We start from the raw sequence: 12,943 nt of genomic DNA, 5'->3' as shown, positions 1-12,943 counted from the left end.
GATTTGAAGATTTGAAGATTACTTTTTCTTACTTGTAGAAATGATTTTGGTAATGATCCTAATGATAGATTTTAGTTCTTTAGGCAATTCTGGATTAGGATCTGGATAATGAGGCGAGGCCTTACATAATCTTAGCCAATAGTCTGTCTCATCCGATTCCTTGGCTGCAATTTTAAATTTATGAATAAAATCAGCATTACTCTCGGCATTCTGAGCCTCCCAAACGTTTGCACCAATAGAAGTTCCGCTCCTGAAGAGCTGTGAAGCCATTTCGTACTTATGGAGAGATCGCAATTTTTCTGAATAATCAATAGCTTCTAAAGCAAAATTGAAGGTTTTGTCAACAATCAAATTCTCTTTGTCATCTCTCATAAGTGCTAGTTTTAAAATTTCATTTTCAAATCATCTCATCTTCAAATTTTCAAATCACAGTATTATTTTTTTCTTACAGTTCGCTGTTCAATTCGCTTCTCATAATCTTTTCCCTGGAAGATCCTTTGTACAAATATTCCGGGAATATTGATTTGATTGGGGTCGAGTTCACCGGGTTCTACCAGCTCTTCAACTTCGACCACCGTCACTGCTGCGGCACCACACATCACGGGGTTGAAATTACGGGCTGTACCTTTAAAAATGAGGTTTCCGGCCCTGTCTCCCTTCCATGCTTTTACGAAAGCAAAATCGGCTTTATAGGCTTCTTCAAGCACATACATTTTTCCGTCGAATTCGCGCGTTTCCTTGCCCATGGCAACTTCGGTACCGTAACCTGCAGGAGTGTAGATGGCAGGAAAGCCCTGCTGTGCTGCCTGGCATTTGGCTGCCAGCGTTCCCTGCGGTGTAAGCTCTACTTCAAGCTCTCCACTTAACATTTGTCGCTCAAATTCGGCGTTCTCCCCCACGTAAGAAGAGATCATTTTATCGATCTGTTTCTTCTGAAGCAGCAGGCCAAGACCAAAGTCGTCGACCCCGGCATTATTGGAAATACAGGTGAGCTTCTTAAGGTTGAGACGAACAAGTTCAGAAATGGCATTTTCGGGAATTCCACTTAATCCGAATCCTCCCAACATAAAAGTCATTCCATCGTGAACCCCCTCAAGTGCTTCAGTAACATTCTGTACAGTTTTATTGATCATTGTTGATGGTTTTATTCCGAAAAATACAAAAAAATAAGGGCCCTTCGTAATATGAAGGGCCCTCTACTAAATTTTTCGTAATAAATACGCTATATATTAAAAATCCAGCTCATCGGGGAGTCGATCTTCTTCGTCACTTTCATCAACACCATAAGTGCTGCAATCGGTTCTAATGGTAACTACATCGGGTCGCGGGAAAGGGCCTTTAGCCACATTCAGCTCTTTATCATTATAAACCTTCTTCATGTAAGTTCCCCAGATTGGCAGTGCCATTGCGGCACCCTGCCCGTACCTGATAGATGGAAAATGGACCGACCTGTCTTCAGCTCCCACCCATACACCGGTAGCGAGGTTGGGTACCATCCCAATAAACCAGCCGTCACTTTGATTTTGAGTGGTTCCGGTTTTTCCTGCAATAGGAATTTCTTCCCTGTTGAAGTTGTAGGGATATCCTGTGACCACACTTTTGTAATACGGATCGTTAACTGCCCAGTCACCTCTCAACCTTGTTCCCGAACCATATTGGGTAACGCCTTCAAGCAGGTTCACAGTAACATAAGCGGTTTCTTTGCTAATTACATCACGGGTTTCGGGCACATGCTGATAAAGAATGGTTCCGTTTTTATCTTCAATTCGTGTCACGATCACCGGCTTCACATAAACGCCTTCATTGACAAAGGTACTATAGGCCGAAACCATCTCGAACACACTAAGATCGGCTGTTCCCAGGGCAATGGAAGGAACTTCAGGAATATTTTCAGTATCAATCCCCAGTTTTTCAACCAAATCAATCACCGGCTTGGGTCCTGTACGGTCAATCAATCTTGCCGTTACCGTATTAATTGATTCTGCCAGGCCTTTTTTGAGGCTTACCATACCAATATAATCATCGGCTTTACCACCACTGTTTCTTGGGGTCCAGTCATTTTGATTGCCGTGTTTGCCTGCTTCAATAGTGTGAAGGCTCTTTGGCAGCGTATCACAGGGCGAAAGGTGCAGCTGGTCTATTGCGGTTGCATAAACAAAAGGCTTAAAGGTAGATCCTACCTGTCTCTTTCCCTGTTTTACGTGATCGTACTTGAAATGCTTAAAATTTGTTCCACCCACCCAGGTTTTAACTTCCCCGGTTTGAGGTGTCATAGACATCATCCCTGCCTGGAAGAAAGACTTGTAGTAAAAAATGGAATCGCGCGGGGTCATAGTGGTATCTATATTCCCCTTCCATGAAAATACTTCCATTTGAGTAGGAGTGTCAAAAGATTTGATGATCTCTTCTTTTGACAGGCCCTGGTCTCTTAATATTCTCCAGCGTTCACTACGCCGCATAGCATCAGAAATAACTTTTTCGATCTCTTCTTTAGAGATATCCCTAAAAGGTGCCGTTTTGTTGTTCCTGTTCTGCCTGTCGAATTCTTTTTGCAGATTTGCAATATGCATTTGCACTGCTTCTTCGGCATACTCCTGCATACGGCTGTCAATACTGGTGTAGATCTTCAATCCGTCGCGATATATATTATATTCACCGCCATCGGGTTTTGGGTTCTCTTCAATCCATTCTTTCATGAAACCCTGAAGGTATACTCTAAAATAAGTAGCCACTCCCTCATCATGACCCTGCGGGGAAAACTTAATATTTAACGGAAGTTGTTGTAAAGAATCTTCTTCAGCTTCTGTGATATAATCATTCGCTTCCATTTGGCTGAGTACCACATTGCGACGCTCTAAAGAGTTCTCTTTAAATTGCTCTTTTTGAGGGTTGTACAAAATAGGATTTTTAAGCATTGCTACCAGCACTGCAGATTCTTCTACATTAAGATCTTTAGGCTCCTTATCAAAGTAGATCTTAGCCGCCGATCGCACCCCAACTGCCTGGTAGAGGAAGTCGTATTTATTGAGATACATGGTGATGATCTCTTCTTTAGTGTACTGTCGTTCTAACCGCGTTGCAATGATCCATTCTTTAAACTTCTGAAGTACCCTTGCAGCCGGATTTCTGGAAGCATTTTCGGTAAACAAAAGTTTGGCTAATTGCTGGGTGATAGTACTGGCCCCTCCTCTTTTCCCAAGGAAAACAGCAGCACGCACCGTACCGCGGGCATCTATGCCCGAATGTTCATAAAACCGTTCATCTTCCGTTGCAATAAGGGCTTCTACCAGATGTTGAGGCAGGTCTTCATATTTTATGGGAGTACGGTTCTCGTTGTAGTATTTACCCAATGTTTCCCCGTCTGAAGAAAAGATCTCGGTAGCGAGGTTTGTCTCGGGGTTTTCAAGTTCTTCAAAAGTGGGCATAGATCCAAATACTCCCCAGCTTGCCAGCAGAAAAAGGAGTACTACCAAAGAAATTCCCAATGCGAAAATTGACCAAAACCAGGTTTTATAGCGGCCGTAATTTCTTCTTTTAGCCGCTTCCTGATTTGCTTTCCCAGATGTTTTTGCCATCTATTATTGTTGTTTATTGTCTTCTATTCTAAAACCAACCTCTGTTATTCCTTCAAGGCTTTTAATTCCTTCTATGCTGTCACGCCTGCGCATGGCCTGCTGTACAGTCACCAGGTATTGCCCAGATTCGGTAAACCTGAAGTTCTCTTTGTACCAAAGCTTGCTTTCCTTCACATCACCAAAGCCCGTGCCAAGCCATTCTCCAGAGGGCGCAGCCATCTCATATTGAAGGGTATCGCTTATCACCTTTCCATTTGGGAAGTTTAACTCGGTAATTAAGTAGATATTGTTGAAATTGTATTTTGAATTATTCCTGAGGTTGATAAAAAGATTGTAATCCTTAAGCGTATCGGGGGCTTCAAAGCGAATCTCAACAAGAGAATCTCTTTGCCATTCCCCGTTGGGTAGGGATTTATACCTGTCAAAAACCCGTTTTTTATCACAGGATGTAAAAATTAAAAGTCCCAAAAAGAGCAAAAAAACTGATCTTTTAATCATCCTTCTTCGGTTTTCTCTTTTTGCGTTTGCTCTTGCGCTTTTTCTTCCCCGTTCCTTTAGAATCAAAACGCGTAAGGCTATCCTGCCCCACCACATTGTGATAGTCAGGTTTCTCTTCCTGCTGCAATTCTACAGCATATTCTTCAAGACTACTAACAGATTCCTTTTTAGCATTTGCCGCAATGATCTTATTCGCCTGTTCTACCGTAAGCGTATGCCAGTTGCTCCAGTCACCTTCATAAGCATACCACAAGAATCCTTTAAAAATGTCAATTTTTTGACACACTGCAGTACCTTTTTTGGTGTACAGTTTTATTTCAGACTTCGGAAAATCTTTTAATGCATCAAGATAGGTATCAAGCTCATAATTAAGGCAGCACTTCAGTTTTCCACATTGTCCTGCCAGTTTCTGCGGATTAAGTGAAAGTTGTTGATATCTGGCTGCAGAAGTATTTACACTTCGGAAGTCGGTAAGCCAGGTAGAGCAGCACAATTCCCTTCCGCAGGAACCAATTCCGCCTAAACGTGAGGCTTCCTGCCTGAAGCCTATCTGCCTCATCTCAATCCTGGTGTTGAATTCGCGTGCAAATTCTTTAATAAGTTGTCTAAAATCAACCCTTTCTTCAGCAGTATAATAAAAGGTAGCTTTTGAAGCGTCACCCTGAAACTCGATATCGCTTATCTTCATTTGAAGGTTCAACCGAATGGCGATCTCACGGGCACGGACTTTCATTTTGTCCTCCCGCTCCCTGGCTTCCTGCCAAATATCGATATCCCGCTGTGTAGCTTTTCTATACACCTTTAGCACCTCACTGCTGTCTTGCCGCACCTTTTTCTTCTTCATTTGCACGCGCACAAGCTCGCCCACGAGAGCAACCACGCCCACGTCATGGCCGGGAGCAGCCTCGGTGGCTACAACATCACCAATGCTAAGGCTCAAATTATCTGAGTTCTTAAAAAAGTGTTTCCGTCCGTTCTTAAAACGCACTTCCACTATATTGAAAGGCTCCATTCCCTGGGGAAGGGCCATATTCGATAACCAGTCGAACACCGAGAGCTTATTACAGCTATCGGTCCCGCAGGTACCGTTGTTCTTACATCCTTTAGGCTGACCGTCTTTGCCGGTCGAGCAACTGTTACATCCCATAATCTATATATTGAAATCCTGGAGACAGGAAATTATCCCCTTTCCGGATTGAATTTTATTAAAACTATTGAGGTAAATATACCATTATTTATGGAACGCACTCTTGAGAAACTAATTGTCAATTCTTGTACTTAAGTACTTCAGAACGGCCTTTTTTGAAGATCTTGTTACTGTTCCCCTTTCCTTTTCTCAATGCCTTCTGCTCTTCATAGGGCAATGCCGCAATGTCCTGGCAGTCTGTAGAACAGCAGCTACTCATTTTCTCTGCACATTCTTCACACTGAATAAACAGGAGGTGACAGGCTTCATTGGCACAGTTCACGTGTGTATCACAGGGTTTCCCGCATTGATGGCAGTTAGAAACCACGTCTTCACTAATACGCTCCCCTCTTCTATGGTCAAAAACAAAGTTCTTGCCCAGGAACTTATTCTCCAGTTTCAGGTTTTGTACCTGCCGGGCGTATTCTATAATTCCGCCTTCCAATTGGTACACCTTTTTAAAACCTTTGTGCTTGTAATAGGCACTGGCTTTTTCACAGCGAATACCACCTGTACAGTACATCACAAGGTTTTTATCTTCTTTGTGATCCTTGATATCTTTTTCAATGATATCAAGACTATCCCTAAAAGTATCCACATCGGGCGTCATAGCCCCTTTAAAATGACCAATTTCACTCTCGTAATGGTTACGCATGTCTACAAGAATGGTGTTGGGGTCATCGAGCAGCTCATTAAAAGCTTTGGCGTCTACGTGAACTCCTTTGTTTGTTACATCAAAAGTGGCGTCATTAAGACCGTCGGCAAGGATCTTGTCGCGAACTTTCACCTTCAGCTTCAGGAATGATTTAATTTCGTGTTCTATGGCTATGTTAAGACGAACGTTCTCAAGGAAATAAATTCCGCCGAGAAATTCTTTGAAATTTCCGAAGTTCTTCGCGGGAACAGAGAGTTGGGCATTAATACCCTCATGGGCCACATAGATTCTTCCCAGGACTTCCATTTGATCCCAGGCGATAAAGAGATGGTTCCGGAAAAGCTCCGGATTTCCAATTTTGGCATATTGATAGAAAGAGAGCGTAAGCCGGTCTTCGCCAGCCTCCTCAAGTAGTGCTTCCCTTTCTTTAGCGCTTAATTTATTGTACAGTTGCATGCTATACTAACGATTTAAGGTTAAAGAATTTTGCGCAAAGATAAGGGTTTAAATGAAAAAATGCCCGGATGTGATATCGGGGCATTTTTTTCGAACGGCTAATTCGTTATTAATACTTTTAATTCTTCAACTAAAAATAAGAATAACGTTAGCCACCGTCCACCCGGCAGCTGCAGCTAAGACTAACTACCGCCAGGCTACCGGAAATATTTAAAATAATATTCCGTTTTAAAAATTTCATATGTTAATAGTTGGTTTATTTAATAGATGCACAAAAGCAGAAAAGGTTGCGTATTAAATTTAGCACATATAAAAACTTATAGTATTTTAGCAGCAATATCATATAAAAGAAGCCGAATTAAATGAGCAACGAGAAAGAAAGAGAAGCTAAATTAAAAGCCCTCAAACTCACCCTTGACAAGATGGATAAAACCTATGGTAAGGGTACAGTAATGAAGATGAGTGACCAGAGCGTCGTAGATGTAGATGTGATACGCAGTGGGTCTTTAGGGCTTGACCTTGCCCTTGGAGTTGGAGGATATCCCCGCGGAAGAGTTATAGAAATTTACGGGCCTGAGTCTTCAGGAAAAACAACCCTTACTTTACACGCCATAGCCGAGGCACAAAAGGCAGGAGGTATTGCTGCATTTATTGATGCTGAACATGCTTTTGATCGTTTTTATGCTGAAAAACTGGGAATCGACCTTGATAACCTGATCATTTCGCAGCCCGACAACGGGGAGCAGGCTCTTGAAATTACCGATAACCTGATTCGCTCGGGAGCTATAGACATTATTGTAATTGATTCTGTTGCTGCTTTAACACCTAAGAGCGAGATTGAAGGGGAAATGGGAGATTCAAAAATGGGATTACACGCCCGTCTTATGTCCCAGGCGCTAAGAAAGCTCACTGCTTCTATTAGCAAGACCCATTGTACCGTGATCTTCATCAACCAGCTAAGGGAGAAGATTGGGGTAATGTTTGGAAACCCAGAGACCACTACCGGTGGTAACGCGCTGAAGTTCTACGCCTCAATTCGTCTTGACATTCGCAGATCTACCCAAATCAAGGATAGCAACAGCGAAGTGCAGGGGAACAAAACCAGGGTTAAAGTTGTAAAGAACAAAGTAGCTCCGCCTTTTAAAACTGCCGAGTTTGACATCATGTATGGCGAAGGAGTTTCTAAAATTGGTGAGATTATTGACATAGGTGTAGATTACGAGATCATTAAAAAGAGTGGTTCGTGGTTTAGCTATGAAGACACTAAACTGGGCCAGGGCCGGGATGCAGTGAAAACCCTGCTAAAGGATAATCCAGATCTAATGGAAGAGCTGGAAACCAGAATAAAAGAAGCCATGACAGTGGCAAAAGCATAAAAAACTCTTAAAATCCCGAATTTTTTCGGGATTTTCTCTTTTTAGGCGCAACCATTTGGCAATTTGTGCATCTCTTAAACAGAGACCCCAACCAGCCAATGCCGTTATGAAGAATCATTCCCAGATCTATGACTGCGACACCTACTGTGAAAACGGCATACTAAAGAGGGAAATTTTAAAGGCTAATTCCTCCGGAAGACCGGGAACCTCTCACGATTCCCGATCTTCCTTTTTTACAAAACCATTCCCCCCTGTTTATTTTACAAGACTAAAAAATATTGAGACGGTAATGCACTTTGTTGCAGAACCGGCTGAAATTCCTATATTTAGGTCTCCTGAAGCTCCACAAAGAGCCCCGGAGAACTACCGGTGGGCAACTATGCCGGCGGAATTTTTCAACAGCACTTAATATTGAAATATTGGGCATTAAGCAACTCATACAAAAATGCAAAAAGCAGGACATAAAGGCGCAGGAGCAGCTTTATAAGATGTTTGCGCATAAATTGTTCCCGGTTTGCCTTAAGTACTCATCAACCTATCAACAGGCAGAAGACAACCTGCAGGACGCATTTTTGATGATCTTTAAGAGCATGCCCCAGTATAAAAATAAAGGTTCTTTTGAAGGATGGATGAAGAGGATCGTGATCAACACCGCCCTTCAAAAATATAGAAAACAAACAGTCTTTGAGATCATTAGAGATGATTTTCACAAAGATCCAGAAATTGAAGTAGAAGAGGATGAAGTTTCCGTTGATTACTTACTGGAGATCATACAACAGTTGCCAGACCGTTACCGGCAGGTCTTCAATCTCTATGTACTCGATGGTTTCTCCCATAAAGAAATTGCTGAAATGCTAAATATTTCTACCGGAACCTCAAAATCGAATCTTGCAAGGGCCAGAGTGATCCTGAAAGAGAAAATAGAAAGCAGTCTATATAAAACAGCCGCCCGATCTGTATAATGAAAGAAAAGAAGTACATAGACCGGCTCTATCAGGAGAAGTTTCGCGATTTTGAAGCGGCGCCCAGCGATGCCGTATGGAAAAATATTGAAGCTAAACTTCAGGAAAAGCAAAAACGCCGGCGCGTAATACCGCTTTGGTATCGCTATGCAGGTGTGGCCGCCATAATGGCCTTCTTTTTTATGATTGGAGACTGGATATTGCCTGTAAAAAATTCTACATCGGTAGCGGGTGAAGAGACAGAAGCACCTGCAATGAATAGGGCACTTTCACCAATAATTCCGGTGATACCTATTGCTTCGGAAGAAAGCACGGCTGCTATAGCGAGTCCTTCTGAAGTATTTACCCGCAATTCTAAACCTGTTGCTAACAAGAAAGCTTCAGAAGAAAATATGAGAACCGCTGAAGAAACAGCTTCAGAAATAAGTTCCAAAAATGCCATTTTTGACACCCCTCTGGCTGTTGCCTCTATACCACTTCAGCAGGAAAAAACAGCTTCCGAAGATTCGAAACCTGAAGATTTAAGGCCTTCAATCTTTGATGCCGTGAAAACTCCTGAAGAAACAGCAGTAGCCAACACCCGGGAAAAGAGCCACTTTGAAGTCTCTACCCATGCCAGCCCCATTTATTATGGCAAAATGGGGACCGCGAACCCTCTTGAGGTTGGTTATAACGATAGCAGGCAGGCAGAAATCACTTATTCTTATGGGGTGAGGCTGGCAATGGAGCTTAGCGACAGGGTAAAGGTAAGATCGGGCGTTAGCCGTGTTGATCTTGGTTACAGCGCTAATGGCACCGGATACCAGTCGGCCACCGGGATCTATTCTGTCAGAAATACTTCCCTGGTAAAAGTCAAAGATTCGGATATGAAGATGGTTTCCGGCAGTTTTACGAATAACCGAACCAGCAGCACCAACCGTACCCAGGCCGGGGTATTCACCCAGGGTAATCTAAGTCAGAAAATAGGATATATTGAAGTTCCCATAGAAGTTGAGATCAACCTGTGGCAGAACAAGTTTGAAGTGAATCTTATTGGGGGTGGAAGTACGCTAATCCTGGAAGATAATGAAGTTACCCTTAGCACAGGCAACACTACGGCAACCGGAAAAGCCAATAACTTAAATGAAGTGAGCTTTAGTGCCAATATTGGTCTGGGGCTTGATTACAATCTTTCGGAAAGATTCAAGCTCAACCTGGAACCAATGCTGAAGTATCAGCTAAAAACTTTTGACCAGCCCAATGGAGATGTACAGCCTTATTTCATGGGCGTGTACACAGGTTTTAGCTATAAATTTTAAGAAAGTTTACCAGATTTTAATTCCTGCAGGATCACCTCCCTCGTCTGTTCCCGAACCTCCTTTTTATTTTGCTGCTCAAGACCTTTTGTGGGTATAAATTCTTTGATCTTTACGCGCATTTTACCCGGGCCACCCTTAGTGAAAATGTAAGGAAAACGTTTTTTATTGTCGTAAAATACAATAGGAACTATGGGAATCTGGTGGTCTATAGCCAGGCGGAAAGCCCCATCTTTAAAGTTGTCGAGAAGAACACTGGCATCATCGGGCACACCACCCTCAGGAAAGATACAAATACTTGTGCCGTTATTCAATCGGCGTTGTGCGCTGTCAAAAACCTCCTTTCGGCTTCTTTGATTCTGGCGGTCAACAAGAATACAGGTGCGTTTATAGAAGTATCCAAAAAGGGGGATTTTCACCAGCTCTTTTTTTCCGACGAAAACGAACGGATTCTTAACCGCCACCAGCATGAGCATAATATCGGTCATTGAAGTATGGTTGGCCACCAGCATATAACTTTCTCCTTTCACAAGTTTTCGTTCCCGCTTTATTTTGGGGAAGAAACCCATTCCGTATAAAATAAAGTAAGCCCACCAGCGCGCAATCATAAAGAACTGCGGATAAAATCTCGTCCTGGAGGTAAACAACAGTAAAAACGGAAAAAAAACAATGATGGGAATGGCCATAAGGATATAGAACCATATTCTCCACAAGACAACCAGGAAAGACCTAAGTATATGCATAACGGCCAAAAGTAATGAATTGAATTGAACGTCTTCCCTAAAAAAGATACCTTTGTAGAAAAATAAAGAAAGCCGATGTCTAGAATTCTCACCGGAGTACAGAGTACCGGTACTCCTCACCTGGGGAACATCTTAGGAGCTATTATTCCCGCCGTGGAAATGGCCAACGACCCAAAGAATGATTCATTTTTATTTATAGCAAACCTGCATACTTTAACCCAAATTAAAGATCCAAAGGTGTTAAGGGAAAATACCCTCTCTACCGCAGCTACCTGGCTGGCTTTTGGTCTTGATGTTGATAAAACGGTTTTTTACAGGCAGAGCGATATCCCACAGGTAACAGAACTTACCTGGTACCTCAACTGCTTTTTCCCATACCAACGCCTTACCCTGGCCCACTCTTTTAAAGATAAAGCCGACAGACTGGAGGATGTTAATGCCGGTTTATTCGATTATCCTATTTTAATGGCTGCGGATATTCTTTTGTATGATGCTGAAATTGTTCCGGTAGGGAAAGATCAACTACAACACCTGGAAATGACCAGGGATGTGGCTTCGAGGTTTCATGCAAAAATGGGAGATACTTTTGTAATGCCCGATGCGCGCGTTTCTGAAGAAACCATGTACGTACCCGGTACCGATGGGGAAAAGATGAGCAAATCTAAAGGCAATATCATCAACCTGTTTTTACCCGATAAACAGCTGCGGAAGCAAATCATGGCGATACAAACCGATAGTACTCCCCTTGAAGAACCAAAAGACACCGAATCTGACAATGTTTTCAACATCTACAAACTGGTAGCATCTAAAGAAGAAACTGCCGAGATGAAGAAGAAATATGAAGCAGGAGGTTTTGGATACGGGCATGCTAAACAGGCACTTTACGACCTGTTGATCACCCGGTTTGAAAAGGAACGTGCCCAGTACAATTTCTACATGCAGAACCCCGACAAAGTGGAAGAAGCTCTTGCTGTAGGTGCAGAAAAAGCCCGAAAGGTAGCCGATGATGTATTAATGCGGGTAAGAAAAAAATTGGGTTACTAAACCGCCTCAAAAAGTTTACCGGGCAAAGGCTTTACCACGCCTTTGAGTTCCATATTGAGCAAAAGTGTAGCTGCTCTAAAAGTTGGGATACTGCAGTTGAGCGCGATAAGATCAAGCTGTTCTTTTCCCCTGTCTTTTAAGTAGCCGTAGAGAGCCTGCTCATCTTCTTCCAGCTCTACAAAAAGCTGTTTTTGAACCGCTTTTACCGGGGTTTGAGGGTGCCAGTTAAGCATATAAATGAGATCGGCCGCACTGGTCATGACATGGGCCTGCTGAGATTTGATAAGCATATTACAGCCTTTGCTTTGAAGATCGGTAGGCCTGCCGGGAACTGCAAAAACTTCCCGGCTATAAGAATTTGCAATATCGGCAGTAACCAGAGATCCGCCTTTTTCGGCGCTTTCAATGACCACTGTAGCCTCGCTCATTCCGGCGATAATGCGGTTTCTTTTCAAGAAATTATTCCGGTCAAAGGTATCTGTACTCCAGAAATCGGTTAGAAAACCACCGTTGTTCTCTACCCCGGCCACATACTTTTGATGAACCGCCGGGTACATATGATTTAGCCCGTGGGCAAGACAGCCAACGGTTTGTAGATTGTGTTTAATGGCTGCCCGTTGTGCCGCAATGTCTATCCCGTAAGCAAAACCCGAAACGATCACCGGGTTAAGGGGTGCGAGCTCTTCTATGAACCTTTCACAAAAAGAGATTCCGTGGGTAGTTGCCTTACGCGTGCCAACTATACTAAGAATCTTTCTGTTGTCAAGTTGAATATTTCCTCTTTCAAAAAGTAGGATAGGCCCGTCAAGGCAGTGTTTTAATCTTTCGGGGTAATCGCTGTTCTCGTAGTAAAGTGTTTTAACTTTGTTGCGTAAAATAAATTCCAGCTCTTTTTCGGCAGCTTTGAGATTTTCAGATGAAAAAAGGTAGCTGAGCTTGGTATTTCCTATCCCGTCAATTTTGAGTAAAGCGGACTTTTTTTCCTTAAAAACAGCCTCGGCAGATCCAGTGTGGCGGATGAGTTTTTTAGCTGAAACATCCCCCAGATTTGGAACGTGCTGCAAAGCCAAAACATACTGTAAATCAGAATCTTTCATAGCCAAATTAAAGCCTGAAAAGTAGCAAAAAAATTTGTTAATAAAATATAGAAAGC

At 42.7% G+C, this 12,943-nt stretch carries 13 protein-coding genes; 5 read left to right on the top strand and 8 right to left on the bottom strand.

Features of this window, described 5'->3' with window-relative positions; translation table 11 throughout:
- Nucleotides 1–18: 18 nt before the first annotated feature.
- The 6 genes from VS868_RS07400 to VS868_RS07375 all read right to left on the bottom strand — a co-directional run bounded on the left by VS868_RS07400 (nucleotide 19) and on the right by VS868_RS07375 (nucleotide 6,370).
- Nucleotides 19–372: a four helix bundle protein gene (locus tag VS868_RS07400; protein ID WP_266070113.1), complete on the bottom strand. Its 354-nt coding sequence runs from the start codon at nucleotides 370–372 to the stop codon at nucleotides 19–21.
- 62 nt (nucleotides 373–434) lie between these two features.
- Nucleotides 435–1,133, bottom strand: coding sequence for a CoA transferase subunit A (locus VS868_RS07395; protein WP_345599716.1), 699 nt, complete (start codon nucleotides 1,131–1,133; stop codon nucleotides 435–437).
- A gap of 96 nt (nucleotides 1,134–1,229) precedes the next feature.
- Complete coding sequence (locus tag VS868_RS07390; protein WP_345599715.1) at nucleotides 1,230–3,575, bottom strand: transglycosylase domain-containing protein; 2,346 nt, start codon at nucleotides 3,573–3,575, stop codon at nucleotides 1,230–1,232.
- 3 nt (nucleotides 3,576–3,578) lie between these two features.
- A complete protein-coding gene (locus tag VS868_RS07385) occupies nucleotides 3,579–4,073 on the bottom strand; it encodes a gliding motility lipoprotein GldH (RefSeq protein ID WP_345599714.1) in 495 nt (164 codons plus the stop codon).
- Nucleotides 4,066–5,220, bottom strand: a complete 1,155-nt coding sequence (ricT, locus tag VS868_RS07380) for a regulatory iron-sulfur-containing complex subunit RicT (protein WP_345599713.1) — start codon at nucleotides 5,218–5,220, stop codon at nucleotides 4,066–4,068. Before ricT ends, VS868_RS07385 begins: the two co-directional genes overlap by 8 nt.
- Nucleotides 5,221–5,338: 118 nt before the next feature.
- A complete protein-coding gene (locus VS868_RS07375; RefSeq protein WP_345599712.1) occupies nucleotides 5,339–6,370 on the bottom strand; it encodes a rhodanese-related sulfurtransferase in 1,032 nt (343 codons plus the stop codon).
- 362 nt (nucleotides 6,371–6,732) lie between these two features.
- Between VS868_RS07375 and recA the strand changes: the two genes are divergently transcribed.
- From recA to VS868_RS07355, 4 genes are all read left to right on the top strand, one after another.
- Nucleotides 6,733–7,746: a recombinase RecA gene (recA, locus tag VS868_RS07370; protein ID WP_266070119.1), complete on the top strand. Its 1,014-nt coding sequence runs from the start codon at nucleotides 6,733–6,735 to the stop codon at nucleotides 7,744–7,746.
- 106 nt (nucleotides 7,747–7,852) lie between these two features.
- Nucleotides 7,853–8,155: a hypothetical protein gene (locus VS868_RS07365; RefSeq protein ID WP_266070120.1), complete on the top strand. Its 303-nt coding sequence runs from the start codon at nucleotides 7,853–7,855 to the stop codon at nucleotides 8,153–8,155.
- Between the two features lie 10 nt (nucleotides 8,156–8,165).
- On the top strand, nucleotides 8,166–8,708 hold the full coding sequence (locus tag VS868_RS07360; RefSeq protein ID WP_266070121.1) for an RNA polymerase sigma factor: 543 nt from the start codon (nucleotides 8,166–8,168) through the stop codon (nucleotides 8,706–8,708).
- On the top strand, nucleotides 8,708–10,006 hold the full coding sequence (locus tag VS868_RS07355; RefSeq protein WP_345599711.1) for a hypothetical protein: 1,299 nt from the start codon (nucleotides 8,708–8,710) through the stop codon (nucleotides 10,004–10,006). The genes VS868_RS07360 and VS868_RS07355 overlap by 1 nt, the downstream gene beginning before the upstream one ends.
- Here the strand turns inward: VS868_RS07355 and VS868_RS07350 are convergent.
- A complete protein-coding gene (locus tag VS868_RS07350; protein ID WP_266070123.1) occupies nucleotides 10,003–10,746 on the bottom strand; it encodes a lysophospholipid acyltransferase family protein in 744 nt (247 codons plus the stop codon). The genes VS868_RS07355 and VS868_RS07350 overlap by 4 nt on opposite strands.
- Nucleotides 10,747–10,821: 75 nt before the next feature.
- Between VS868_RS07350 and trpS the strand changes: the two genes are divergently transcribed.
- Nucleotides 10,822–11,790: a tryptophan--tRNA ligase gene (gene trpS / locus VS868_RS07345; protein WP_266070124.1), complete on the top strand. Its 969-nt coding sequence runs from the start codon at nucleotides 10,822–10,824 to the stop codon at nucleotides 11,788–11,790.
- On the opposite strand, the gene dprA is transcribed toward trpS, so the two are convergent.
- The gene (gene dprA, locus VS868_RS07340; RefSeq protein WP_266070125.1) at nucleotides 11,787–12,887 is read right to left on the bottom strand and encodes a DNA-processing protein DprA; all 1,101 of its coding nucleotides are present in this window, start codon (nucleotides 12,885–12,887) and stop codon (nucleotides 11,787–11,789) included. The two genes, trpS and dprA, sit on opposite strands and share 4 nt — an antisense overlap.
- Nucleotides 12,888–12,943: the final 56 nt, after the last annotated feature.

Source organism: Salinimicrobium sp. 3283s (assembly GCF_039602225.1).
Taxonomy (GTDB): Bacteria; Bacteroidota; Bacteroidia; order Flavobacteriales; family Flavobacteriaceae; genus Salinimicrobium; species Salinimicrobium profundisediminis.
This window is presented reverse-complemented; position numbering and strand designations above follow the sequence as displayed.

Excerpts from the sequence above, each read along its gene's own strand:
- VS868_RS07350 (WP_266070123.1), bottom strand. The coding sequence starts at position 10,746 with ATGCATATACTTAGGTCTTTCCTGGTTGTCTTGTGGAGAATATGGTTC.
- trpS (WP_266070124.1), top strand. The coding sequence starts at position 10,822 with ATGTCTAGAATTCTCACCGGAGTACAGAGTACCGGTACTCCTCACCTG.
- VS868_RS07355 (WP_345599711.1), top strand. The coding sequence starts at position 8,708 with ATGAAAGAAAAGAAGTACATAGACCGGCTCTATCAGGAGAAGTTTCGC.
- VS868_RS07395 (WP_345599716.1), bottom strand. The coding sequence starts at position 1,133 with ATGATCAATAAAACTGTACAGAATGTTACTGAAGCACTTGAGGGGGTT.
- VS868_RS07390 (WP_345599715.1), bottom strand. The coding sequence starts at position 3,575 with ATGGCAAAAACATCTGGGAAAGCAAATCAGGAAGCGGCTAAAAGAAGA.
- VS868_RS07400 (WP_266070113.1), bottom strand. The coding sequence starts at position 372 with ATGAGAGATGACAAAGAGAATTTGATTGTTGACAAAACCTTCAATTTT.
- VS868_RS07375 (WP_345599712.1), bottom strand. The coding sequence starts at position 6,370 with ATGCAACTGTACAATAAATTAAGCGCTAAAGAAAGGGAAGCACTACTT.
- dprA (WP_266070125.1), bottom strand. The coding sequence starts at position 12,887 with ATGAAAGATTCTGATTTACAGTATGTTTTGGCTTTGCAGCACGTTCCA.
- recA (WP_266070119.1), top strand. The coding sequence starts at position 6,733 with ATGAGCAACGAGAAAGAAAGAGAAGCTAAATTAAAAGCCCTCAAACTC.
- ricT (WP_345599713.1), bottom strand. The coding sequence starts at position 5,220 with ATGGGATGTAACAGTTGCTCGACCGGCAAAGACGGTCAGCCTAAAGGA.
- VS868_RS07365 (WP_266070120.1), top strand. The coding sequence starts at position 7,853 with ATGAAGAATCATTCCCAGATCTATGACTGCGACACCTACTGTGAAAAC.
- VS868_RS07385 (WP_345599714.1), bottom strand. The coding sequence starts at position 4,073 with ATGATTAAAAGATCAGTTTTTTTGCTCTTTTTGGGACTTTTAATTTTT.